Genomic DNA, 22811 nt, shown 5'->3' with positions numbered 1-22811 from the left:
CCGCACCCGCGGCCATGACCGCGGTCTCCGAGCGGGCCGGGCAGGTGGTGAAGTCCCCCGACGGTTCGCTGGGCGTCGCGATCAGCGCCGAGGACGGCCGGCTCACCTACAGCGTCACGAACCACGGGAAGGTGGTCGTCGGCGCTTCCGGGCTCGGCATCGACCTGGCGGGACGGCCCAGCCTGACCCAGGCGATGAGCATCGAGTCCGTCGAACGCCGCACGATCGACGAGACGTGGAAGCCGCTCTGGGGCACGGACGCCAAGGTCCGCAACCACGCGCGTGAGCTCACGGTCCACGCCGTGCAGGCCGACACGGGATTCCGGCTGGACGTCGTCGTACGCGTCTTCGACGACGGCGTCGGGTTCCGCTACCACATCCCGGCCCAGGCGGGGCTGGACGCCTACACCGTGACCGCCGAGCGGACCGAGTTCGGTCTGGAGCCCACCGCCAGGAGCTGGTCCATCGCCGCCGGCAAGGACTGGAACGCCGACGAGCAGCACTACCGCGACCAGCCGCTGTCGGCCGTACCGACCGCGCAGACGCCCATCACGGTGGCGACCGGCAACACCTACCTGGTGGTGCACGAAGCCGACCTGACCGACTACCCGAGCATGACGCTGAAGGCAGTGCCGGGTCAGCCGGGCCGGTTCTCCAGCGACCTGATCAGTCTGCCGGACGGCACGAAGGCGAAGCTGCGCGGCGAGTTCTCCACCCCGTGGCGGACGCTGACCATCGGTGAGCGGCCCGGGGACCTGGCCGAGTCCCACCTGATCGAAAACCTGAACGACCCGTGCGGGATCTGCGCCGGCGACACGTCGTGGATCAAGCCCGCCACGTACGTCGGTGTGTGGTGGGAGCTTCAGCGCCGTCAGACCACCTGGAACTACGGGCCGAATCACGGGGCCACCACCGCTCGCCTGAAGCAGTACATCGACCTGGCGAAGCGGGCCGGTTCGAAGTTCGTGCTGGCCGAGGGGTGGAACACGAACTCCGGTGGCGCCTGGGCGAACCAGGACTTCCTCACCCCGCAGCCCGACTTCGACCTGCCCGCGGTGCTCGACTACGCCGCGCAGAACGGTGTGCAGTTCATCGCGCACAACGAGACGCGGGGCGACGTCGACTACTACGACGCGCACCTCGAGGAGATCTTCTCCCGGTACGAGGAGCTCGGGATCCACGCGATCAAGACCGGCTACGCCACCAAGTTCCTGCTCGGCGGGGTGAACCGCAGCCACTACGACCAGGAGGCCGTCCGGCACTACCAGCGGGTCATCGACGCCGCGGCCCGCCACCACATCACGATCGACGCCCACGAGGCGATCAAACCGACCGGCCTGGCCCGCACCTACCCCAACATGATGACCGGCGAGGGCGTCGCGGGGATGGAGCAGCAGAACTACAAGGGCGCGAGCGGCAACCCGCCGGCGCAGGCCACGATCCTTCCGTTCACCCGGTTCATGGGCGGCCCCGCCGACTACACCCCGGGCGTGCTGAACGTGACCTGGGACCCGGGCAAGCTCGGCACCCGCGTCCAGACCACCTCGGCCGCCCAGCTGGCGCTCTCCACGATCTTCTACAGCCCGCTGCAGATGCTCGCGGACACCCCGGAGAACTACGCCGCGCACCCGGGCTTCGCGTTCCTGAAGGACCTGCCCACCACCTGGGACGAGAGCCGGGTGCTCGACAGCGCCATCGGCGACTACACGACGACGGCCCGACGTCACGGCGACACCTGGTACCTCGGTGCGATCACCGACGAGAACGACCGGGTCCTGAAGATGCCCCTGTCGTTCCTGTCCCACGGCGAGTACGTGGCCGAGATCTACGCCGATGCGGCCGAGACGACCTGGCGCGGGAACCCGCTGCCGATCGAGATCAGCAAGGTGCTCGTCCGTTCGTCGACCGCGCTCACCATGTCGCTGGTCGCCGGCGGTGGACAGGCCGTCCGGATCCGACCGGCGACCGCGCAGGACCGCCGTACGCTCGACCGGTACGACCCGCCCCGCGTGAGCTTCGGCGCGGCGGACGCCACGCTGGACGCGCAGACGCAGCAGCTGACCGTGACCGCGTCGCTGGCCAACACCGGAAGCACCGTGGCGGCCGTCCCCGCCCAACTGTTCCTCGACGGGCGTGCCGTCGGTGAGCCGCGGACCGTGCGGGTCGCCGGGAACGGCAGCGGCGCCGTCGAGCTGACCCTGCCCGCGAGCCAGGTCCCGGACGACGACTTCAAGGTCGCAGTCGGTGCGCCGAACGGCGCGCGCGGTAAGTCCGTCCGGGTCGTCCAGACCCGGTCGACGCTGGAGCTGATTCGTCAGCTGCAGAAGTCCCGGCAGCTGACGCGGTCGGCGCTCACGACGCTGCAACACCGGCTGAACCAGGCCGAGTCCGAGCTGCGGCACGGCGATGTGACGGGACGGCTGCTCGCCCTCCAGGACCTGCGCCTGGAGCTCTACCGCCTGCCGGTGCCGGAGGTGAGCGTGCCGGCGCGGGCCGCGATCGACGACCTGCTCACCGTGCGGCTCGGCGACGCTCGCGGGCTGCTCGCCATCGCCGGGGACGTACGACTGGCCACCGACGACGGGACCATCGCCCCGGCGCTGTCGCAGCGGCTGCTTGACGAGATCGCCGCGGCGGCGCGTTCGGCTTCCGCGAGCGACAGCACGGCGATGCGCACGGCGCTCGACCGGCTCGCTGCCCTCGTCACGGCCGCCCCGGCCGGACAGATCGCCCCCGACGTCGCGGCGGAGCTGCTCGCCTCCACCGGCGCGATCGCCGCCGGTCCCCGCAGCCACGAGGCGGAGGCCGCTCAGCTGCTCGGCGCGGCGTGTCTGCGGACCGATCACACCGGTTACACCGGCAGCGGATTCGTGGCGTGTCTGAAGACCAAGGAGAGTGGTCTGCGGTTCAACACCGCCGTGGCGGCGGACGGCGACTACACGCTCCGAATCCGGTACGCCAACGCCATGGGTGCCACCCAGACCATGACCCTGAGCAGCGGGGCGTCGTCAGTCGTGCTGCGGCTGCCGACGCTCGCGAACTGGGACACCTGGTCCGAGTACACCGTCGAGCTCCCGATCGCTGCGGGTGACGCCGTGAACATCGTGTTCGGGCCCACCGACAACGGCAACGTCAACGTCGACTCGATCACCCTCGAGCCGGATCTGGGTGTCGTTACGCACGCCTGAGCCGGAGGTGGGAGGGCCGGCCCGTCGGGGCCGGCCCTCCCGTCGTTTCCGTCCGCCGTGGCCGTGGAGTGCATGCTCGGCGGGTGCCGGCGTCGTGACCGTCGGAGTTCCTGACAGTGGGCGAGCCCCGGTCGATCCTGGTGGATCGGCCGGGGCTCGTCAGTTGGTGCAGGGTCAGGCGATGTCGAACCGGTCGAGCTCCATGACCTTGGTCCAGGCCGCGACGAAGTCGGTGACGAACTTCTCGCGGGCGTCCTGGCTGGCGTAGACCTCGGCGAGGGCGCGCAGCTGGGAGTTGGAGCCGAAGATGAGGTCGACCGCGGTGGCGGTCCACTTCACCTTGTCGGTGGCCAGGTCGCGGATCTCGTACACGTGCTCGTCGGACTCCGACGCCTTCCACCGGGTGCCCGGGGAGAGCAGGTTGGCGAAGAAGTCGTTGGTGAGCACGCCGGGCCGGTCGGTGAGGACGCCGTGCTGCGCGCCGCCGACGTTGTTGCCGAGCGAGCGCAGGCCGCCGATGAGGACGGTCATCTCCGGGGCGGTCAGGTTGAGCATGTAGGCGCGGTCGATGAGCAGCACCTCCGGCTGGGTCTTCTCGCCGGGGCGCAGGTAGTTACGGAATCCGTCGGCGCGCGGCTCGAGGACCCGGAACGACTCGACGTCGGTCTGCTCCTGGGTGGCGTCGGTGCGGCCCGGGTGGAACGGCACGGTCACCTCGACGCCGGCGTCACGCGCCGCCTTCTCGACGGCGGCCGAGCCGGCGAGCACGATCAGGTCCGCGAGCGAGATCTTCGCGCCGCCGGCGGCGTTGAACTCCCGCTGGATGCCCTCGAGGGTCTCCAGGACCGTCGCGAGCTGCTCGGGCTGGTTGACCTCCCAGCTGCGCTGCGGCTCGAGGCGGATCCGCGCGCCGTTGGCGCCGCCGCGCTTGTCGGTGGAGCGGTAGCTGGCGGCCGAGGCCCAGGCGGTGGAGACCAGCTGGGCGGTGGTGAGACCGGACTCCAGGACCTTCGCCTTGAGGGCGGCGACGTCGGCGTGACCCACGAGCTCGTGGTCGACGGCCGGCACCGGGTCCTGCCACAGCTGGGGCTCGGCGACCCACGGCCCGAGGAAACGGTCGATCGGGCCCATGTCGCGGTGCAGCAGCTTGTACCAGGCCTTGGCGAAGGCCAGCGCGAACTCGTCGGGGTTCTCCAGGAACCGGCGGGAGATCTTCTCGTACGCCGGGTCGACGCGCAGCGACAGGTCGGTCGTGAGCATCGTCGGCTTGTACTTCTTCGCCGGGTCGAACGGGTCCGGGATGATCTCCGGGGCGTCCTTGGCGACCCACTGCTTGGCGCCGCCGGGGCTCGTGGTGAGCTCCCACTCGAAGCCGAAGAGGATCTCGAAGAAGCGGTTGCTCCACTGCGTGGGCACGTCGGTCCACGTCACCTCAAGGCCGCTGGTGATCGTGTCCGCGCCCTTGCCGCTGCCGTGGGTGCTGAGCCAGCCCAGGCCCTGCGACTCCAGCGAGGCGCCCTCGGGCTCGGGGCCCACGTGGTCGTCGGCGACGGCGGCGCCGTGGGTCTTGCCGAAGGTGTGGCCGCCGGCGATGAGGGCGACGGTCTCCTCGTCGTTCATCGCCATCCGGGCGAAGGTCTCGCGGATGAAGTGCGCCGCGGCGGCCGGGTCCGCGTTGCCGCGGGGGCCTTCCGGGTTGACGTAGATCAGACCCATCTCGGTCGAGCCGACGCCGGCCACCATCTCCTTCTCGGAGGCGTAGCGCTCGTCGCCGAGCCAGGTGTCCTCCGGGCCCCAGAAGATCTCCTCGGGCTCCCAGACGTCTTCGCGGCCGAAGCCGAAGCCGAAGGTCTTGAAGCCCATCGACTCCAGGGCCACGTTGCCGGCGAGCACGAGCAGGTCGGCCCACGAGATCCTCTGGCCGTACTTCTGCTTGACCGGCCACAGCAGCCGGCGGGCCTTGTCGAGGTTGGCGTTGTCCGGCCAGCTGTTGAGCGGGGCGAACCGCTGGCCACCGTCGCCGGCGCCGCCGCGGCCGTCCTGGATGCGGTAGGTGCCGGCGGCGTGCCAGCTCATCCGGATCATCAGACCGCCGTAGTGGCCGAAGTCGGCCGGCCACCATTCCTGCGAGGTGGTGAGGACCTCGGCGATGTCCTGCTTGAGGGCCTCGACGTCGAGCTTGGCGAACTCCTTGGCGTAGCTGAAGCTCTCCCCCAGCGGGTTGCCCTTCGGGGAGTGGGCGTGCAGCACCGAGAGGTCGAGCTGGTTGGGCCACCAGTCCCGGTTGGTGCGCGGACGGCCGCCGGTCTTCGGCGTCGGCGAGTCGATCGCCGGGTTCTCGCTCTCGCTGCCGTGCGCGGTCACGGAGTCGTGTGCGACCGGGCAGCCGGCCGCCTCCTTCTTGTCCACACCCTGCGCGCTGGAGGGGGTGTAGTCCTCGGTGTCGCTCATTTACTTCCTTCCGAACTGGCGGATCGTTGGGAGGTGCGTTCGGTCGCGCAGTCGGGGCAGGTGCCCCAGTAGACGACCTCCGCCTCGTCGACCACGAACCCGTAGTCGTCGGAGGCGGTGAGACAGGGAGCGTGTCCCACGGCGCAGTCGACGTCGGCGATGGCGCCGCAGGAGCGGCAGACGACGTGGTGGTGGTTGTCCCCCACCCGTGACTCGTATCGGGCGGTCGCGCGGGCAGGTTGGATGCGCCGCACGAGACCGGCCTCGGTGAGTGCGCGCAGTACGTCGTACACCGTCTGGTGGGAGACCGTGGGATGGTCCGCTCGTACCAGTGAGATCACCGTGTCGGTGTCGACGTGCGGATGGTCGCGCAGCGCGGCGAGCACCGCCAGCCGGGGCCCGGTCACGCGCAACGAAGCTGCCCGCAGCTGCGCCTCGAAGCCGGACGTCATGCCCTGAACATAGCCCATTCTTCTGGAACTGTTCAAGTTTTACCGGGATCATAATCCGCACAGTTCGCCGCAAACCTGATCACCCAGGCAGGGACCGACCCGGCGGCAGCCAACCGACAGGTGGGCCCGGCGGCGGCGGGCGGCGACCCGGATCCCGGCGTCCAACGCTCGCCGACATTACCGACCATCTGGGCCACGGCAAGGCGACGCGGCAGGGACGACGACGGGAACTTTCCGTGCCGGGACCCGGGACGTTGCGGCGGCTCGAAAGATCGGGCGAGCGCGCGACCCCGGTGACACGCCAGGGCGCTCCGGACCGGAGTCCGGAGCGCCCCACCGGGTCGTGCGGTCAGGTCAGGAACCCGTGGTGAAGGTCCATGACGTGGTGAGCAGGGGGTTCCCGGCCAGGTCGCGCAGGGCGGTGGGGCCACCGGTCAGGGTGACCTCGTACGCCACGTTGGCCTGGAGTTGAACGTTCGGGTCGATCGTGAGCAGCCGGGTGGCGGGGTCGTAGCTGACCCGGGTCACCAGGACGTTGCCGTTGGAGACCCGTTTCAACTGCACGGCGGCGGCGCTGGCACCGGTGACCGCCTCGTCGAAGGTCACCGTGATGTTGCCGGTGCGGGACACGCCGGTCGCCCCCGGCTCCGGTGTCCGGGCCGTCACCTGCGGCGCGGGGCCGGTGGTGAAGGTCCAGCTCAGCTGTGTCAGGGCGTTGCCGGCGGCATCCGTGATCCCGGTCGTCAGGGTGACCCGGTACGTCGTGTCCGCAGCCAGGCCGGCGTCGGGGTTGAGGGTGAACCGCCCGACCTGACGGTTGTAGGCGACCGTGGCCGGGACCAGGGCGTTGGTGGCGGCGTTGCGCAACTGGACGGTGTTCGCGTTCACGCCGTTCACCACCTCGCTGAACAGGCCCTGGACGTTCGTCCCCCGACCGACGCCGGTCGCGCCGGGCAGCGGCCGTTCCACCGTCACCGTCGGGGGCGTCACGTCGAGGATGGGCGTGACCTCGTCGGAGAGGGCCGAGTACGCCCCCGTGCCCACCTCGTTGACCGCCGCCACCTGGAACCGGTAGGCCTGACCGTTGGTCAGGCCGGTGACCAGCAGGCTCGTCGCGCCCGCCGGGGCGGTACGCGGCTCGCCGACCTGGGTGCCCGCGGCGTTCACGACCCGGACCAGGTAGCCGGAGACCGCCGGCCCGCCGTTGTCCGCCGGTGCGGTCCAGGTGACGGTCGCCGACTCGTTGCCACCGTTCGCGGTCCCGATCGTCGGGGCCCCGGGGGTGAGCATCGTGACGGTGGTGTCGGTGAACTCCAGCCGCTCGACGTTCCGGAGCGTGTCCGTGCCGTCGCCGCCGGCGCCGCCCTGGTCGCCGGCGGGTGGCACGTTGCGGGCGTGGACCACGGTCAGCGTCCCGTCGGCGTTCGGGATGATGTCGTAGTCCGCCCGCGGTCCGGTGAAGACGGCCGTGTCGACCCCGGCCGGTCCGGTGTGCAGGATCTCCCGGACGATCACGATGTTGTGGGGGTTGAGCGCTCCACTGAACACCGCCTGGTGCAGGGTCTGCCCGGTCGGGTTCCCGGCGGCGTCGCGCAGGTACTGGCCGTTCAGGGAGGTGGTGGTGCCGATCTCCGTCGTCGCGTCGGCCGGGTTGGTCCGAACGCTGAGTCGCACGTTCAGCCAGGCGTCCCCGTCGATGATGTCGTCGGCTCCCCGGCCGGTGATCTCGTCACTGCCACCACCGCCGAGCAGGATGTTGCCGCCGCCGAAGCCACAGACCGCGGCGGACGGGCTGACCTCCGGCGGGCTGGCGACGCACGCGGTGCGACCCGCCACGAGCGACCGCAGACCCTTGATCCGGTCGATGCCCTCCTCGGTCAGTACGTTGGAGCCCCAGGGCGTGTTCAGCTCCAGGTCCTGTTCGAGCGGGACCAGGTCGTCTCCCTTGAGGACGTCGTCCTTGTCCCAGCCCGACAGCGCCTCGGTCAACAGGAAACGGTCGGCGAGCATGATCGGCGCGTCGGCGATGGCGATGGTCAGGTCGGAGTCCGCGGCCTCCACCGAGCGGGCGTGGATCGCGAAGTCGAAACCGCGTACACCGTGGTTCCGCTCGATGCCCGGACCGGCGACCATGATGTCGTCGCCGCCCTCGGCGTCGTAGTCGTCCTCACCGCTGTTGCCGATCAGGACGTCGTGCCCGGGTTCGTTGATGTCGTCGAAGAACGGCGCGCCGCTGTCGCCCTGGAGCAGGTCGTTGGAGTTGCCGCCCTCCTGCCAGTCGTCACCGCCGCCGCCGAACACGGTGTCGGGCCCGTCACCGGCGATGACGAAGTCGTCGCCCTCACCGGCGAAGGTCTGGTTGCCGTTGAGGCCGCCGTTGGTGAAGTCCTTACCGTCACCACTCATGATGATGTCCAGGCCGGGCCCGGCGTCGATGGCGTCGTTGCCCGCGCCGCCCTTGTGCACGTCGTCCCCGGCCGAGTCGGTGATGATGTCGTCGCCCAGCCCGCCCAGTGCTTCGTCGGCGCCGTCGTTGCCCTCGATACGGTCGTTTCCGTCGTTGCCCCAGAACGTGTCGTTGTCGATGCCGCCCCACATCCTGTCGTTGCCCGCGGTGCCGTTGTAGGTGCTCTGGGCGTTGAGACCCGGCGGGTCCACGGAGTTCGACTGCCGGTACCGGATCGTCCCGTCAGCCATCCGGATGAGCACCTTCGACTCGTCGCACTCCGATTCCGGATCGTCCGCGATGTTGTTGCCGGTGCCGGCGAAGGTGGGCCGGCTCAGGTCGAACTTGCAGTCCGAGGTGGCGAAGACGTCGGCCTTCAGCGCCTGCGCGGTGGTGTTGCGCATGACGAGTTCGGCCATCGAGTTGCCTTCGAGCTCGGTGCGCAGGTTGAGCCCGGAGGTACGCGACAGGTAGTAGAGCCGGTCACCGTCCTGCAGGTCGGTCATCTGCCGCTCGAAGACGTAGTTGAAGGTGGAGCCGAGCAGGCCACCGAAGAAGACCTGCGACTCGGCGAGGCCACCGATCCACAGGTCGATGCCGTCGACACCGGTCGTGGAGCCGCCACCGGCGGTGTTCGCCCAAGCCCCGATGCTGTTGACGAAGTCGGCGCTGTCGGCCGGCGTCTTCGGCACCGGGTTCAGGGCGGCGTCGTTCTCGTAGATCAGCCGGGCGGCCGCGCGCCGCGAGGCCAGGGTGGCCGGCTTGTTGTCAGCACTCTCGTCGACGGCGGTGTCGGGGACGTCCTCGACGATGTGGTCCGGGCCCGCGTCGGTCAGGATGCGCGGGTGCGTCCCGTACGCCGCCATGAAGTTGATGACGGAGTCCGGGTGCTTGATGCTGAGCCCGAAGTCGACCCAGTTCGTGTACGGCTGCAGGGCGCTGTCGTTGGTCTGTGCGTACACCTGCTTGCGGAAGTTGTTCAGCGACGGGACACCGGCGTCGCGGGCTCGGGTCATGTTGACGGCGGCGAGGTCCAGCGGCAGCCCGAGCAGGTTGTTGCGGAGTGCTCCGGTGACGAACTCGTCGAGTTCGTTACCGGTCTGCTCGGTCATCCCCTGGGCGATCGCGCCGGCGGCCTGGGCCGCGGTGTACGTGCCTCCGTCGCCGTCGCGGAAGAAGGCCGGCGGGTTGAGGAACGCCTCCAGCAGCGGGATGTCGCTCTTCGAGCCGTCCTCATTGGTCCGGGCGACCGTGTCGGCCAGCATCGAGTGTCCGAACCGGTACACGGCGTGGGCGAATTCGGCGCGGACGTCGGGGTTGATGCCGGTGTCCGACTGGGTGAAGACGTTGAACGGGTTGATCCCGGGCTGGATCTTGCGGGCGAAGTCCTCGAAGACGATGTGCTGGTACTCCATCTCCGTCACGAACCGCGCGGCCTGGAAGATCCGCTCACCGTTCCAGCCGTCGGCGCCGGTCGGCGACTGCCACTCGGCGACGTCGATGTTCTCCTCGATGATGAGGTTCTTGATGTAGTCCACCAGCCGGTTGTGCTCGGAGTGGAACACCTGGTGCACGGCGACGAGACCGATGTTCTCGTTGACCCGTCCGTCGCCGGCGACGAAGTGGGCGTCGAGCATCTCGTTGTCGTACCGGTCGGCGGGCAGTTGGGTGCCCGGCGGGTTGATCACGGTGTCGGCGTCCGGGGTCTTGGCGACCGACGGCACCGCGTGGTGCGCGATGTCGTCGAGGAAGGCGATGTTGATCCGGCTGACGTTCGCCGGGATCGCGATCGGCGCGGCGGGGTTGCCCTCGACCAGGCCGGTGGCCGTCACCAGCTGCGGGTATCCGTTGGGGCCGCGCAGGAACCGGCCGTACTGGTCGGCGGCGACCATCGGCACGTTCAGCACGTCGACGTCGGTGAGTCGGATGCCGAGCAGCGAGGCGGCCTGGTTCTTGACGCTCGCCCAGGTCCCCATGCCATCGGTCGGGCCGTTCAGCATCCGGCCGGTGGCGACCGGCTTGCCGGCGCTGTTGTTCTTGTACTGGCGCAGGAAGACCTGGTGGGAGGAGTGCGACGCGTACGTCTGGCTCTGGTCGACCCACGACGAGTTCAGGTTGGTGGCCTCCTGGACGTCGTCCGCGCTCTCGTCGGTCGCGGTCGCCGGGTTGTCCCCGAGGTGGCCGTCCGGACCGGGCTGGTTCTTCGCCCGGTTGACCACCATGAACCGCATGTTCGGCGGCAGGTCGTCGGCGGTGCCGAGTTCGCCGTCCGCGCCGGGGATCAGCGGGTCGTCGGCTTGGAGGGGCACGATGACCGAGCCGCTGCCGCCCTTGGCGGTGAGGTCGACGCCGTGGTCGAAGAACTGACCGAAGAGCGCGAACCACGAGTTGTACGGCGGGGAGAGGCCGAAGTCGGTGGTGACGTTCGGGATGAACAGGGTGCCGCCCCGGGGTGTACAGCCGGGCGGTGAGCCTTCGGTCGCTGGTGGACCGGGGTCCGGCTCGACGACGCAGGGCACCGCGGTGGGGTCCTGGTTCAAACTTCGGTGCGGTCTGCCGGCGGCCACGACGGCGGCCGGGTTGGCCGACGACTGGTCGACGATCAGGTTGCTGATCACCCGCGGTGCGGCGTCGGCGACCACGCCCTTCTTCTGGGAGTACGACGAGTTCGCCGGGCCGCCGAAGGCGGTGGCGTCGTCACCGGGCCGCCACTGCGGTGCGGCGTGCCGGGGGAACGTCTTGGCGACAGCACCGTAGGAGCTCTGGCCGGGGACGCCGTTGTTGTCCGACCCGTCCACCGTCCGCAGACCGTACGGCAGCAGCGCGCTGCTGACCTGGTTCGCTCCGGATCCGAAGAGCGGTTGTCCGGCGACCGGCTCCCCACCGGGCCCCTCCCTGGTCGCGTGGTTCTCGGCGATCTTGATCTGCCTGAGGATGAACCTCAGGTCGCCGGCGTTGAGCTCGAACCCCTGACCGACGGGTGCGGCCTGGGCCGGGCCGGCCGTCAGGGGCAGCAGGCTGAACCCCACGATGGCAGCGAGCCCCGCGGCCAGGATCTTTCGGCGTCTGGTCACCATTCTTCCCTCTCGGTAACTGATAGATATCGATTGGGGTGCACGATCGACGACAGGGAGAGGGCGTGCAGGAATGCCGACACCGTTACCCGGCGCGCGATGGGAATAGCGCGCGATGAACTGCGCCGGCTTCGTGCGGCACCTCACCCTGTATGGCGTTGCCTCAACGCTGTCTAAGGCGGACGGACCTGCGATAGGCGGTGTTCATCGAGCGGCTAACTAATGTTCCGCTAAGGCAACTTGCCAGCGATATTAGAACGGTTCCAGTCAACGAGTTGATGGCCGTTCGGGTGATGTCGGGCGGTCGCAAGGACCAGCAGGGGGCGGCGTTCGCTTGACGGAACGTAGCGGTTCGGCTGCAAGGTGTGGGGCTGACGCGGCCGGGCACCCGCTCCCGGCGTGGGTCCGACACTCGGCTCGGCCGGGCGCTTGACTACCCGCCGCAAGCGGCGGAGCAGCGCGAATCGGCAATCGAGCGCCTGGCGATCCGCGCTCCGCTGACGGCAGGCGGCCGAGGAAATCACCTTTTCCGACAGCTGTGCGAATTGCTCGGCCGTATCAGCGACCCTGCCAGGGAAAAAGGGAAGTGTCGACTTCCGGACGTAGCCTGCCGGCCGCCCGGTTTCGCGCAGATACACCGGTCGCTCGAATGCCTCGGCGAGATCCGAGATACGGCGATATGGGAGCAAACATCGAAGATCGCCGCCCGCGGGTACCGACCGGACGGGCGCGTGGAGATTAGCCTCCAGCCATGCCGAGCTTCGAGATCACCCCGATCGGTACGGTCCGGAACGACCGCACGGACATCCAGCACACGGACAACTGGGGAGCCGTCCGCAGCACGATCACCATCGACGAGCGTTTCGGCGAGGCCAGCCTCCAGGGGCTGGAGGGCTTCTCCCATGTGGAGGTCCTCTTCGTCTTCGACCAGTTCCCCGAGGGCGGCGACTACCGCGAACCCCGCCCCTACCGTGGCCGCCCCGACCTTCCGCCCGTCGGCGTCTTCGCCGGTCGCGGCCCCCGCAGACCGAACCGCATCGGGGTGACGTGCTGCGCCATCGAGTCCGTCCGCGGTCGCGAACTGACCGTGGTGGGCCTCGACGCGGTCTCCGGCACTCCGGTCCTCGACGTGAAGCCGACGATGGTGGAGTTCCTCCCGGGCGAGGTCCGGCAGCCGGAATGGGTCAGCGCAATGATGTCGGAGTACTTCCAGCCGTAGGCGGTGGCACCGAGGAGGCCGAGGCGCGGCGGCCGGCCCGTTGGGGGCTCGACGACGGTGAAGCGAAGGCCGATAGCGTCTCCGTCATGGAGAACATGATCGTCGTACCGGGCCTGGGTGGTTCCGGGCGTGATCACTGGCAGTCCCACTGGCTCCAGGACTGGGCCGGCGCTGTTCGGGTCGAGCAGCGGAACTGGGATCAGCCGGACCGGGACGAGTGGGTCGCCGAGCTGCACGGCACGGTCCAGCGGGCCGAAGGAGCGGTCGTACTGGTCGCACACAGCCTCGGCTGTCACACCGTCGCCCACTGGGCTCAGCGGCACGTCGCCCAGGTCCGCGCGGCGCTGCTGGTGGCGCCGCCCGATATCGACTACTCGGCGTCCCGTGGTGCGCCGATCGCCGGCTTCGGCCCGACCCCGGCGGACCCGTTGCCGTTCCCGACCGTCCTGGCGGCCAGCAGCACCGACCAATGGGCGGAGATCGGCTGGTCCCGGCTGCTGGCGAAACAGTGGGGCGCGCGCTTTGTGGACCTCGGCGCCGTCGGCCACGTCAACCCGGCGGCCGGCTTCGGCCCATGGCCCCGGGGTGAGGAGTTGCTCCGGGACCTCCTCGCCGAGACCGCCGACTGAGGTCGCACCTGTTCGGATGCCGGCGCCGCCGCGGCTTCAGCAACGTTCCCGAGGGTCTCGCGGCAACGCGCGGACGGCATGAGGCGCCGCCACCAGTCCAGCGGCGCGGCGAGGAACGGTGCGTCATCGGGCGCCGTTCTGCGCGCCGCCAGCACGGTCGTGGCCGTCTGACCCACGGGGACTCGGAATGGTGCCGTGGCACCCTGGTCGATCGTGGCGGCGACCGCGTCGGCTACCTCTTCGACCGAGACGGGCGCGGAGCGGAACGGTCCGAGTTTGTTCAGCAGGGGTCGGTAGGGGCTGTCCTCGTCGAGGTACACCTTGGCGAGCTCCGCGCCGCCGGAGGTGACCGCGGGTGGCTGCACCACGTGCACGGACACGCCGAAGTGGCCGGCCTCGATGGCGATGGTCTCCGCGAACGCCTCCAGCGCGTGCTTGGTCGCGCCGTACGCGCCGATCAGCGGGATGACCAGCCGACCCTGGATGCTGGACATGAAGATGAGCTGTCCCGATCCTCGGTCGCGCATCTGCGGGAGTACGGCCTGGGCGATCCGCAGCGCCCCGAACGTGTTCAGCTCGAACAGGTCGCGCAGCGCGTCGAGGGGGATCGACTCGAGCGGTGCCCGGACAGTCGTGCCGGCGTTGCTGAGCAGTACGTCGACGCGTCCCGCCCGGGCGACCGCGGCGTCCACCGAGTCCTGGTCGGTGACGTCGAGCCGCAGCTTCACCGCTGCGGGAACGTCGTCGAGGGTGGACAGGTCGCGGGCGGTCGCGATGACCTGGTGGCCTCTGGCGGCCAGGGCGATCGCGGCGCCCCTGCCGATGCCGCGCGACGTTCCGGTGATCAGTACTCGTGCCATGCGAGGTAGGTCCTTCCTTGGGGTTGCCGCCGGTCCGGCGTCGCCGGCACTCCGAGCCGCAGCCATAATAGGTATGACGGCATGCATATTATCTGGACATGTGTCGAGGGCCGGTCGACTTCGGCGCCCAGATTTCAGGCTCTGCCGCGACGCGAGCCCTTGGGCGCCCCGCCGTCCGCGAGACTGACCAGGGCGGCCCGAACCGCGTCGAAGGGAGCCGGGCTACGCAGAGCGCGGGCGGTGACCAACGCGCCTTCGACGCCGGCGACCACCGCATCGGCCAGCACGCGTGCGGGCGCCTGGTCGATGCCGAGGACGATGAAGTGGAACGCGAGCCGGTCGATCATCTGCGCGAACGCGCGTCGGCTCGTCTCCGCCATGTCGGCGGACTGCTGAGCGGCTCCGTCGATCACCAGCGGTGCGATTCCGCAGCCCCGGGCGTACTCGCTGGCGATCATGCCCTCGCGACCCAGGTCCACGTAGCGCTCGATGAGCTCGGCGGCGGAGCCGGCCCCTTCGGCGGCCTGGTCGATGATGACGACCTGGTCGTGGGCGTGCGCCTCGGCCGCCGCCATCGCCAACTGCGCCTTGCCGCCGGGAAAGTGGAAGTAGACCGAGCCGCGCGGCGCCTCGCTGAGCTTGAGCACGTCGGAGAAGGCCGTCGCCTCGTAGCCGCGCTGCCGGATCAGCTGCTTGGCCGCCTCCACCATCCTCTGCCGGGCATCCGACCGACGAGCCACGACTTCACCTCGCCTCTCCTCGCTCCGCCTTCTATCCTGAAGTATGTATGCTGCTCGGCATAGTTGCAAGCGGAAGCCCAGGAACCCTGGCAGGCCGGACGCCTCACCGGTACCCGGCAGGTCCTCCGCTTTCCCGGACTGCCGCCTGGAACGCGCCCCGGCTCGACAGAATTGACCAGACGCCGCCCAGGCCATCGGCCCGTCGAGAGGAGCGCGCATGCCCTTCGTCACCATCTCGCTGGCCCGGGGCAGGTCGGACCAGTATCTGGCTGCCGTATCCCAGGCGGTGCACGACGCGCTGGTCGCCGAGCTGAACATGAAACCGGACGACAACTTCCAGCTCATCCACCAGCACGAACCGGGCGAGATGGTCTTCGACCGTGGCTCCCGCGGCGGCCCCCGCTCCGATGACTGGATCGTGTTCACGATCACCGACGGTCTGGAACGTGGCGAACGGGCCAAGCGCAGGTTCTATTCGACGCTGGTCCGCCTGCTCGAAGAGGGTCCGGGCGTCCGCCCCGCCGACGTGTTCGTGGTCATGACCGTGGTCCCGCCGGAGAACCTCTCCTTCGCCGGCGGAGTGATCGGCACCGACGTCGCGGCCGCGGAGTCGCTGGCCGCCGCAGCGCAAGCCCCAGGCACGCGCGACACGTACACCAGGGCCGAGATGACGTACGCCGTCACCCAACTCTTCCAGAACCGCGATCGCGGCCCCATCCTCCCGATGCTGCGCGACGACGTCGTCCTCACCCTGCCCACGACGCTGCCCTACGGCGGCCAGTTCACCGGCCCCGCCGCCTTCGACGACTTCTTCGCGAAGCTCCCGGGCGGTGGCGCCGTCTGGAAGTCGTTCCAGGTCGTCGTCGATGACGTCCTCGCCGCCGACGACCACGTCATCGCCCGACTCACCAACACGGCCGTACTCAAGGCGACCGGCAAGACCGTCGTCTTCCAGAACCTCTGGTTCTTCGGCGTCGCGGGCGGCCGCATCACCAGCGTCCAGCTCTACGCCGACACCGCCGCCACGACCAGTGGCGCAGCCGGTTGATCGTGGTCCCGCCCGCCCCGCGCTGCGCTCTCGCGCGACATCGCCACTCCCCCGGTCCATCGAGACGATCGTCGCTGGGCCCGTCGGGACACAGCACGTGAAGGAGTGAGACATGCCAGTCGAACAGGTGGTCTCCAATGCGCATCCGATGGTGCGCCTGGACATCCCCACCGGGATGCCCTTTGACGCGTTCATCACCGCCTTCGAACAGGCGGCGCCGGCGTTCGATGAGGCGGGCGCAGTGCGGGCCGGTCGCTCCACGGGAAGTTGGCACGATCTCCAGGCGGCGGTGGCGGCCAACGCGCCGAACGAGCTGATGATCTTCAGGAAGATCGACGCGACACCGTTGATGGCCCTTGCCGGGCATCGGACGAACACCATCGAGTACCTGTTGGGCAATCCAGTGACCGCCGAGAGCATGTTCGGTTACCACCCGGCGACCCTGCTCTACGCGCCGCTGCGCATCCTGGTGCACAGCGACGACGACGGCTGCGCCATCTTCACCCTGGATCAGCCGAGTGTGGCGTTCGGCGGCTTCGGCATCCCGCAGGTCACCGAGGTCGGCATAGGCCTCGACCGCAAGGTGGCCAACCTCCTCAAGCTGATCGGTGTCGAACCGCCCGAGGTGCTGGCCGGCCCCGCCACGTGACCCGAGCCGTTGCACGCTGTCGTCTGAATTCTCGGACCACGCGTTGCGGCCGGTCGGAGGTCAGAAATCGCCTGGGCGAGCCCGCTGGGCTCAGCCACCGACCTTCGCGCGCGCCGACTCGGCGGCAGCCCGGTCGGAGTAGCCGGGGTGTCGGGCGTCGATCAGATCGGCATAGGCGGTCGTTCGCGAAAGGTAGTCGACCACAAAGGGGCAGATCGCGGTGATCGTGCCTTCCCGGGCGCGGATCTCGTCCAGTACTCGCCGGACCATGGCGCCGGCCACGCCCTGGTGTTGATGACTCGACTCGACTTCGGTGTGCCGGAGGGCGTACCGGTTGGGCTTGAGGTGGGTGTAGTAGAGCCAGCCGACCAGCACGCCATCGCGATAGAGCTCGAAGCGGCCATGATCGAGGCTGTCGATCAACTCCTCCGCCACCGGCGCCTGTCCCTCAGTGCTCATCGGCTCACCTTCCCAACGTGTAGTTACGCCGCACGGTCAGACGGCTCGGTTTCGGACCTTGAGGTCCGAGCATGGCAGTTGGCTTCCCGGTATGCACCGCGCGGGTGCGGCATCTTTGGACCAAATGGTCCCTTGAAGTGGTCCACGCGGGCCCGGTTGCTTCCTGTGAAGCCTTATGGGCGAACGCGGATGATCGTCTTCCCCCTGGTCCGCTCGGTCGGATTGAGGGCGGCCACGGCGCCATCGAGGGTGGCGACGGTCCCGATGTTCGTCCGCACGCGCCCGTCCCAGACCCGCCGGGCGATCTCACCCAGCTGGACGCGGTCGGACACGACAACGAAGTCGATCGCCCGGCCGTCAGCAGGCCGCACCTCCGGCGGTCCGGTGACGGTCACCAGCGTCCCTCCGGCTCGAACCAGACCCGCGGACCGCTTCTGGATGTCGCCACCGAGGACATCGAAGACGAGATCGACTTCGCCGACGTCTTCCAGGGTGTCGTTGTCGAGGTCGACGAACTCGTGGACGCCGAAGTCGACTGCGGTCTGCCGGCCGCTGGCACGTCCGGTGCCGATGACGTAGGCGCCGGCCTGCCGAGCGAGCTGCGTCGCCATCGAACCGACCACGCCGGCCGCGCCGTGCACCAGGACGCTATGCCCCTCCAGGAGCTGGCCGTGATCGAACAGCCCCTGCCACGCGGTCAGGCCCGCCATCGCGACGCCGGCGCCCACCGTGAAGTCAACATCGCCCGGCAGCGGCGCAAGGTTGCGCGCCTCGACGACGACGTACTCTGCGAGTGTGCCGTCGCGAGTCCAGTCCGTAAGGCCGAACACCCGCTGTCCCACAGACAACCCGGTTGCTCCGTAGCTGAGCGCGGTGACCACCCCGGCCACCTCGTGGCCGGGGATCGACGGCGTCCGGTCACGACCGAGGCGGTCGATCCAGGTCGAGGGCCACTCCAGCTCATCGCCGGTGAATCCAGACGAATGAACTTCGACGACGACATCGCCGTAGTTCGCGCCCTCAAGACTGGCGAGCCTCGCCGTGTCCGGCTCGGGCCGCTCCACCAGCCTCATCCCCGCCGTCCCGGCGGCCCGGTCCGTCACCACGATCGCTTTCATCTGAACGCCACTCCGAATCAGTCCTCGTCCACCCCGTTACGACACAACAGGGGTGCTGCTGTCTGCGCGTCATGACCGACCGCTGTTGACGCACTCGCCCTCGACCGGCCCGGTCAAAAGCGGCGACGGCGTCGTCGAGGGTCGCGACGTTGCCGATCTTCGTCAGCAGTCGCCCGCTGGGCGACTACCTCATGTCCTTCTCGAACGCGGTGAGCTCCTCGCCCTGGTCGCCCGCTGCGCGTTCGCGCTGGGGGTAGGCGCCGGCACCGGGATGGACCTTGTCGATGAGATCGAGGTACTGCGGGTTACGGGCAATGAACCTACCGACGACCGGGCAGATGATGGTGATCTTCTTCCCGCTCTCGCGGATCTCGTTCAGCACGCGAGCGACGAGCTCCGTGGCCACCCGGTTGCGCCGGTAGGCGGGGTCGACCCAGGTCGTCAGCAGCACGACACGGCCACCCACGAACCGGTACTGGAGCTCGGCGATCGCTTCGGCGCCGAGGGCGGCGATCCAGCGACCGCGCTCCACGTCGTTGATGACATCGAGCTCCCAGCTGGATTCCACCTCGCTGAGACTTGTCTCGTTCAGAGCGGCGATGACCGCCGCGTTGTTCTCTTCCCGGGTGGCCGCCTCGGCCTCGAGATCGATCGCCATTGTCACGCTTCCTGTCGGGGTGCTAAAGGTGGGTTCAGGACGAATGGGTGCGACGCAGGGTTACTCCCGGATGCTGAGGGTCGACGAGGTCGGCGTACTCGGGGTTGTGCTCGATGAACGTGCGGACGATCGGGCACAGGATGGTGACCGTCTTGCCTTGCCCGCGCGCGTCGTCCAGGACGTGTCGGATCAACTCGGTGGCGATGCCCTGTTCGCGGAACTCGGAGAGCACGGAGGTGCCGAGCAGCACGAGTCGGTCGTCTCCGGCGACGCTGTAGGTCAGCCCGGCCACCTCCCGGCCCCCGACGAGGGCGTCGTAGGTGCCGAGTCTCTCGTTCTTGACGACCTGCAAGTCGAGCGCGGGGGTACGGGGATCATCGATTACCTCGTCGATGAGGACGGCCTGGTCCTGACTGAGGATGTCTTCCTCGTCGGGGTGTCCGGCCCCGTCGGAATACCCGAGGGCGTGGCGGGTCGGCTCGATGGGGTTGATCATGGGGGGTACGCCTTCGGTGCTGGTCATCGGGTCACTTTCAAATCGTGGCGGTAGTCGTACGCGCCCAGTTGCATGTCATCGACGGGAGATGAAGGCGCAGTCGTCGACGCGCTGACTTCTCTTGCGAGGCGGCAATCGCGCTTCGTCGTACCGGGTCCGCATGAGCGATGGCGCATGATCGCCTCTCCCCTCCCTCCGCCCGGTCGGCGTGGAGGCGTCAGCCGAGGCCGGGCCGGTGTCGGCACCTGTGGCGGTGGGACCGGCGCAGCTGTCATCGAGTCGTTCCTCGCATCGTTGGATCACCTCGCGCTGCGACCGGGAGTCGCCGGGCACCGATGTCGCCCAGTTGTCCGGATTTGAGTCCGCCCGAGTCGCGGGACGCGATGACGATCGCCGCCCTGATGCGTGAACGACGACTACTCGCTCATCCATCAACCGGAGATCGCCGCAATCGTAGCTGCAACGGACTTGATGGTCCAATCTAGCTCCGGCTAGAACGAGTTCAACCGGCAGCCACTTGACCCATAGCACCTGCGCATCCAGCGAGCTTCCGCGTGCGACAACGGCCCCGAAGGTCGAGCGGTTCTTGCAACGCACCGGTAACTGGACTGTTTGGTCCGCGAAGACTGACCTGCGGAGGCGGCGGCCAGTGTCATGCCCGACGCCAGGAGGGTTCGATGGGACCGGCTCCCGCCGCCGAGGATGTTGTCGACGGCCAGCCGGTCGACGCGGTGGACATCCTGCCGATCAAACGCTGCCGTCTCGGTCGACGTCCTTTACCGGAGTGGCCCAGCACCCACCCGCCTCCGCTCCGCAAATTCGGCCGCGTACCGAGAAACCGCTCGAAAAGCCCCGCTTTCGACGCCAAGTACCGGCAAGAGCACGTACCGGAGCAACCCAAAGCCGAGGGCGCATGCGGCCCGGAGGAGGCAGTTGCGCCGCTTATGCCTCAATCGACGCCAAGTCCGTGTGCCCACGCCCAGGAAGCCGCCGGCCCAGCATCGAAGGCACGCGAGAAGCGAACGAGGACCCGCCGAACTCGCAACGGAGCGGGGATCAGAATCCACGCAGGTGACTGAACCCGGGAGATATGGGAAATGAATGATCCGACAGCAGCAAAGCCAGCCATAGGCGCCGCGTCCACCTCATGACCCGCTCGGGCGGCACCGCGGGCGAACCGATAGATAATGCGTGAACGTGCCTCCGCAGCCCGTAATACATGACGACTGCGCGCGCCACGGCCAGGGAGCATAGTCGACGTTTGATTCGTCCCGCTCCGCCTTCCGTCAAACAATTCCTGAGGTTCGTGTGCGCAACTAACGTGGTGTCATCCCTTCCAGCCAGGTCGGCCGGTGCGGACAGCCAAGGGACCTGGATGCATCGAATCGGAGGCAGCATGGACAACTGGTTCATCTCAGAGGCGGTGTCACGAAGTGCAGAATCCGAAACGGATCGGCAAAGGCTCGCGGCCCTGGTAGATCCAGAGGTGTGCAAGGCCGACCCGGCGGGTGGGGGCTCGCCGAGCGACGCAGCCATCCTCAACTTCGCGCTCAATCTCGAATATCTCGAAGCCGAGTTCTACCTCCGCGCGACGACGGGATCCGGGCTTCCTGACGAGATGACTACCGGCACCGGGGTCCGCGGCGAGGTGTCCGGCGGAGGATCAGTCAACTTCAGCAGCAACTTCGTGCAGCGGTTCGCGAAGGAGATCGCCGCCGACGAGATGCAGCACGTCGCCTTCCTGCGATCCGCGCTCGGCGATTCCGCTGTTGCTCGTCCCGCGATTTCACTGGATACGAGCTTCACCGCGGCCGCGACCGCCGCTGGTCTGATCAAGCAAGGCGAAAGCTTTGACCCGTACGCGAACGACCTGAACTTCCTCTTTGCGGCGTTCCTCTTCGAAGACGTAGGAGTCTCGGCCTTCAAAGGATCCGCGTCACTTTTGTCGAACAAAACGTACCTTGATGCGGCCGCCGGCCTGTTGGCCACCGAGGCATACCACGCCGGGATCGTCCGATCCGCTCTCTACAGCGTCGGACTTACCGACGACGCCGTATTCGACTCGGTGCAGAAGCTCTCCGACGCGCGTAACAGTCTCGATGGTCCGGCGGACGACGACCAGGGGGTCGGGACGGCGGCAGACCCGAATTTCATCCCCACGGATGAGAACGGGATGTGCTACGGCCGAACGGCCCAGTCCGTTCTGAACATCGTCTACCTGAGCCCGACCCCGGCGACTTCGGGTGGCTTCTACCCAGCCGGCCTGAACGGCGAGATCGTGATGAGCGCCGGAGCCGCCTGAGCGGGGGTGTAAAAAGATCTGTTGTGGACGATGTGGCGAGATGAGGCCTGCCGGCAGGTCCGGAGCGGGTGGCGCGGCGTCCGCGCGTCGCGGCTACCCCTCCGACCTGACCGCTGCCCAGTGATCGCATGCCCTACGAAGTGCCTACACGATCACCCCGATCCGGCATGATCCGCCGACCAGGGCTTCACCGGCCGACTGATCGAATAAACCCGCGCAGGGCCGCGACGGCCGGCATGGCCGGCCACATCGCCCGCGGCAAACCGGCACGCCGTCAAACCCGCTGCACCGTCGCCTACGCCTGATCAACCCCATCCCATACACGCTCCGGTTAGGATCCGTGACATCGTCGGGAGCCGAGCCGTGCAGGAGCAGCTGATGATCGTCGATGCGACGCTCGCCCGGATCAACGAAGGCGTGCAGTTGCACCATCATCAGGGCCGGCGTGCGGCTGCGCGCGACGTGTTCACGCAGATCTGGGACGAGATCGGCGGAGAGCAGGGCGACCCGTTGCACGTGTGCGTCCTCGCGCACTCGATGGCCGATGTGCAGGACGACGTCCACCAGGAGTTGGCCTGGGATCTACGGGCGTTGGCGGCGGCCGATCTGCTCACCGACGCCCGGGTCACTCAGGCCGGCGTGACCCTGCCGGTGGCCGGCCTGTATCCGTCGTTGCACCTGAACCTGGCGGAGTGCTACCGCAAGCTCGGCGACCTCGACCGTGCCCGCGAGTACCTCCAGCGTGCGCAGGCGGGGATCGGCGCGCTCGGCGATGACGAGTACGCGCAGCTGATCAGGGGCGGCCTCGATCGGGTGGCGCAGCAGCTGGCCGGCGAGTAGGCGTACCGCTGCCGACGAGACCGCCGGCAGCCGGCGGCGGTCGCCGGGCAGGATCCCGGATCAGCCGGCGGCTTCCCGTGCGGACGGCGTGAAGCGCCGTTTACCAGTCTAGCGGCGCGGCGAGGAACGGCGCGTCGTCGGGCGCCGTCCTGCGCGCCGCCAGCACGGCCGTGGCCGTCTGA

General features: G+C 68.8%; 15 protein-coding genes and 1 pseudogene. 7 read left to right on the top strand and 9 right to left on the bottom strand.

All coding sequences use genetic code 11. The annotated features are described in order from the left end of the window. Positions 1 to 14 precede the first annotated feature (14 nt). A complete protein-coding gene (locus D7147_RS08940; protein WP_158609318.1) occupies positions 15 to 3188 on the top strand; it encodes a glycoside hydrolase family 97 catalytic domain-containing protein in 3174 nt (1057 codons plus the stop codon). Between the two features lie 174 nt (positions 3189 to 3362). Here D7147_RS08940 and katG read toward each other — a convergent pair whose 3' ends face one another. From katG to D7147_RS08925, 3 genes are all read right to left on the bottom strand, one after another. Further along, positions 3363 to 5639 (bottom strand): catalase/peroxidase HPI, encoded by a 2277-nt coding sequence (gene katG / locus D7147_RS08935; RefSeq protein WP_120675630.1) that lies wholly within the window; start codon positions 5637 to 5639, stop codon positions 3363 to 3365. Further along, entirely contained in the window at positions 5636 to 6091 is a 456-nt protein-coding gene (locus tag D7147_RS08930) for a Fur family transcriptional regulator (RefSeq protein ID WP_120675629.1), read from the bottom strand. The genes katG and D7147_RS08930 overlap by 4 nt, the downstream gene beginning before the upstream one ends. A 354-nt stretch (positions 6092 to 6445) precedes the next feature. Beyond that, positions 6446 to 11611, bottom strand: coding sequence for a peroxidase family protein (locus D7147_RS08925; RefSeq protein ID WP_199734131.1), 5166 nt, complete (start codon positions 11609 to 11611; stop codon positions 6446 to 6448). Between the two features lie 751 nt (positions 11612 to 12362). Between D7147_RS08925 and D7147_RS08920 the strand changes: the two genes are divergently transcribed. Further along, complete coding sequence (locus D7147_RS08920; RefSeq protein WP_120675625.1) at positions 12363 to 12830, top strand: SAM-dependent methyltransferase; 468 nt, start codon at positions 12363 to 12365, stop codon at positions 12828 to 12830. Next, a complete protein-coding gene (locus D7147_RS33670) occupies positions 12791 to 13459 on the top strand; it encodes an RBBP9/YdeN family alpha/beta hydrolase (RefSeq protein WP_407663324.1) in 669 nt (222 codons plus the stop codon). The genes D7147_RS08920 and D7147_RS33670 overlap by 40 nt, the downstream gene beginning before the upstream one ends. A gap of 218 nt (positions 13460 to 13677) precedes the next feature. Here the strand turns inward: D7147_RS33670 and D7147_RS33665 are convergent. Together D7147_RS33665 and D7147_RS08905 are read right to left on the bottom strand one after the other, a co-directional pair. Next, positions 13678 to 14319: pseudogene (locus D7147_RS33665) on the bottom strand (SDR family NAD(P)-dependent oxidoreductase); the annotation flags it as partial. A 134-nt stretch (positions 14320 to 14453) separates the two neighbouring features. Continuing rightward, positions 14454 to 15059 (bottom strand): TetR/AcrR family transcriptional regulator, encoded by a 606-nt coding sequence (locus D7147_RS08905; RefSeq protein ID WP_120675621.1) that lies wholly within the window; start codon positions 15057 to 15059, stop codon positions 14454 to 14456. 217 nt (positions 15060 to 15276) lie between these two features. Between D7147_RS08905 and D7147_RS08900 the strand changes: the two genes are divergently transcribed. Continuing rightward, positions 15277 to 16107 (top strand): tautomerase family protein, encoded by an 831-nt coding sequence (locus tag D7147_RS08900; protein WP_120675619.1) that lies wholly within the window; start codon positions 15277 to 15279, stop codon positions 16105 to 16107. Between the two features lie 112 nt (positions 16108 to 16219). Then, positions 16220 to 16756, top strand: a complete 537-nt coding sequence (locus D7147_RS08895; protein ID WP_120675617.1) for a DUF302 domain-containing protein — start codon at positions 16220 to 16222, stop codon at positions 16754 to 16756. A gap of 90 nt (positions 16757 to 16846) precedes the next feature. Here D7147_RS08895 and D7147_RS08890 read toward each other — a convergent pair whose 3' ends face one another. From D7147_RS08890 to D7147_RS08875, 4 genes are all read right to left on the bottom strand, one after another. Beyond that, entirely contained in the window at positions 16847 to 17215 is a 369-nt protein-coding gene (locus D7147_RS08890; RefSeq protein WP_120675615.1) for a GNAT family N-acetyltransferase, read from the bottom strand. A 173-nt stretch (positions 17216 to 17388) separates the two neighbouring features. Beyond that, positions 17389 to 18333 carry an NADP-dependent oxidoreductase gene (locus tag D7147_RS08885; RefSeq protein WP_120675613.1) on the bottom strand — a complete coding sequence of 315 codons (945 nt, stop codon included), beginning with the start codon at positions 18331 to 18333 and terminating at the stop codon, positions 17389 to 17391. A 184-nt stretch (positions 18334 to 18517) separates the two neighbouring features. Next, the gene (locus tag D7147_RS08880; RefSeq protein WP_120675611.1) at positions 18518 to 18991 is read right to left on the bottom strand and encodes a GNAT family N-acetyltransferase; all 474 of its coding nucleotides are present in this window, start codon (positions 18989 to 18991) and stop codon (positions 18518 to 18520) included. A 34-nt stretch (positions 18992 to 19025) separates the two neighbouring features. Beyond that, entirely contained in the window at positions 19026 to 19514 is a 489-nt protein-coding gene (locus tag D7147_RS08875; protein ID WP_120675609.1) for a GNAT family N-acetyltransferase, read from the bottom strand. A gap of 1369 nt (positions 19515 to 20883) precedes the next feature. Between D7147_RS08875 and D7147_RS08870 the strand changes: the two genes are divergently transcribed. After that, the gene (locus D7147_RS08870; RefSeq protein ID WP_120675607.1) at positions 20884 to 21789 is read left to right on the top strand and encodes a ferritin-like domain-containing protein; all 906 of its coding nucleotides are present in this window, start codon (positions 20884 to 20886) and stop codon (positions 21787 to 21789) included. A 363-nt stretch (positions 21790 to 22152) separates the two neighbouring features. Then, positions 22153 to 22629, top strand: coding sequence for a tetratricopeptide repeat protein (locus tag D7147_RS08865; RefSeq protein ID WP_233563041.1), 477 nt, complete (start codon positions 22153 to 22155; stop codon positions 22627 to 22629). Positions 22630 to 22811: the final 182 nt, after the last annotated feature.

Origin of the sequence: Micromonospora musae (assembly GCF_003626545.1) — a bacterium.
Taxonomy (GTDB): Bacteria; Actinomycetota; Actinomycetes; order Mycobacteriales; family Micromonosporaceae; genus Micromonospora; species Micromonospora musae.
This window is presented reverse-complemented; position numbering and strand designations above follow the sequence as displayed.

What these genes read in the sequence shown, in the direction of transcription:
- D7147_RS08940 (WP_158609318.1), top strand. Translation starts at nt 15, where the DNA reads ATGACCGCGGTCTCCGAGCGGGCCGGGCAGGTGGTGAAGTCCCCCGAC.
- katG (WP_120675630.1), bottom strand. Translation starts at nt 5,639, where the DNA reads ATGAGCGACACCGAGGACTACACCCCCTCCAGCGCGCAGGGTGTGGAC.
- D7147_RS08930 (WP_120675629.1), bottom strand. Translation starts at nt 6,091, where the DNA reads ATGACGTCCGGCTTCGAGGCGCAGCTGCGGGCAGCTTCGTTGCGCGTG.
- D7147_RS08920 (WP_120675625.1), top strand. Translation starts at nt 12,363, where the DNA reads ATGCCGAGCTTCGAGATCACCCCGATCGGTACGGTCCGGAACGACCGC.
- D7147_RS33670 (WP_407663324.1), top strand. Translation starts at nt 12,791, where the DNA reads ATGGGTCAGCGCAATGATGTCGGAGTACTTCCAGCCGTAGGCGGTGGC.
- D7147_RS08900 (WP_120675619.1), top strand. Translation starts at nt 15,277, where the DNA reads ATGCCCTTCGTCACCATCTCGCTGGCCCGGGGCAGGTCGGACCAGTAT.
- D7147_RS08895 (WP_120675617.1), top strand. Translation starts at nt 16,220, where the DNA reads ATGCCAGTCGAACAGGTGGTCTCCAATGCGCATCCGATGGTGCGCCTG.
- D7147_RS08890 (WP_120675615.1), bottom strand. Translation starts at nt 17,215, where the DNA reads ATGAGCACTGAGGGACAGGCGCCGGTGGCGGAGGAGTTGATCGACAGC.
- D7147_RS08885 (WP_120675613.1), bottom strand. Translation starts at nt 18,333, where the DNA reads ATGAAAGCGATCGTGGTGACGGACCGGGCCGCCGGGACGGCGGGGATG.
- D7147_RS08880 (WP_120675611.1), bottom strand. Translation starts at nt 18,991, where the DNA reads ATGGCGATCGATCTCGAGGCCGAGGCGGCCACCCGGGAAGAGAACAAC.
- D7147_RS08875 (WP_120675609.1), bottom strand. Translation starts at nt 19,514, where the DNA reads ATGACCAGCACCGAAGGCGTACCCCCCATGATCAACCCCATCGAGCCG.
- D7147_RS08870 (WP_120675607.1), top strand. Translation starts at nt 20,884, where the DNA reads ATGGACAACTGGTTCATCTCAGAGGCGGTGTCACGAAGTGCAGAATCC.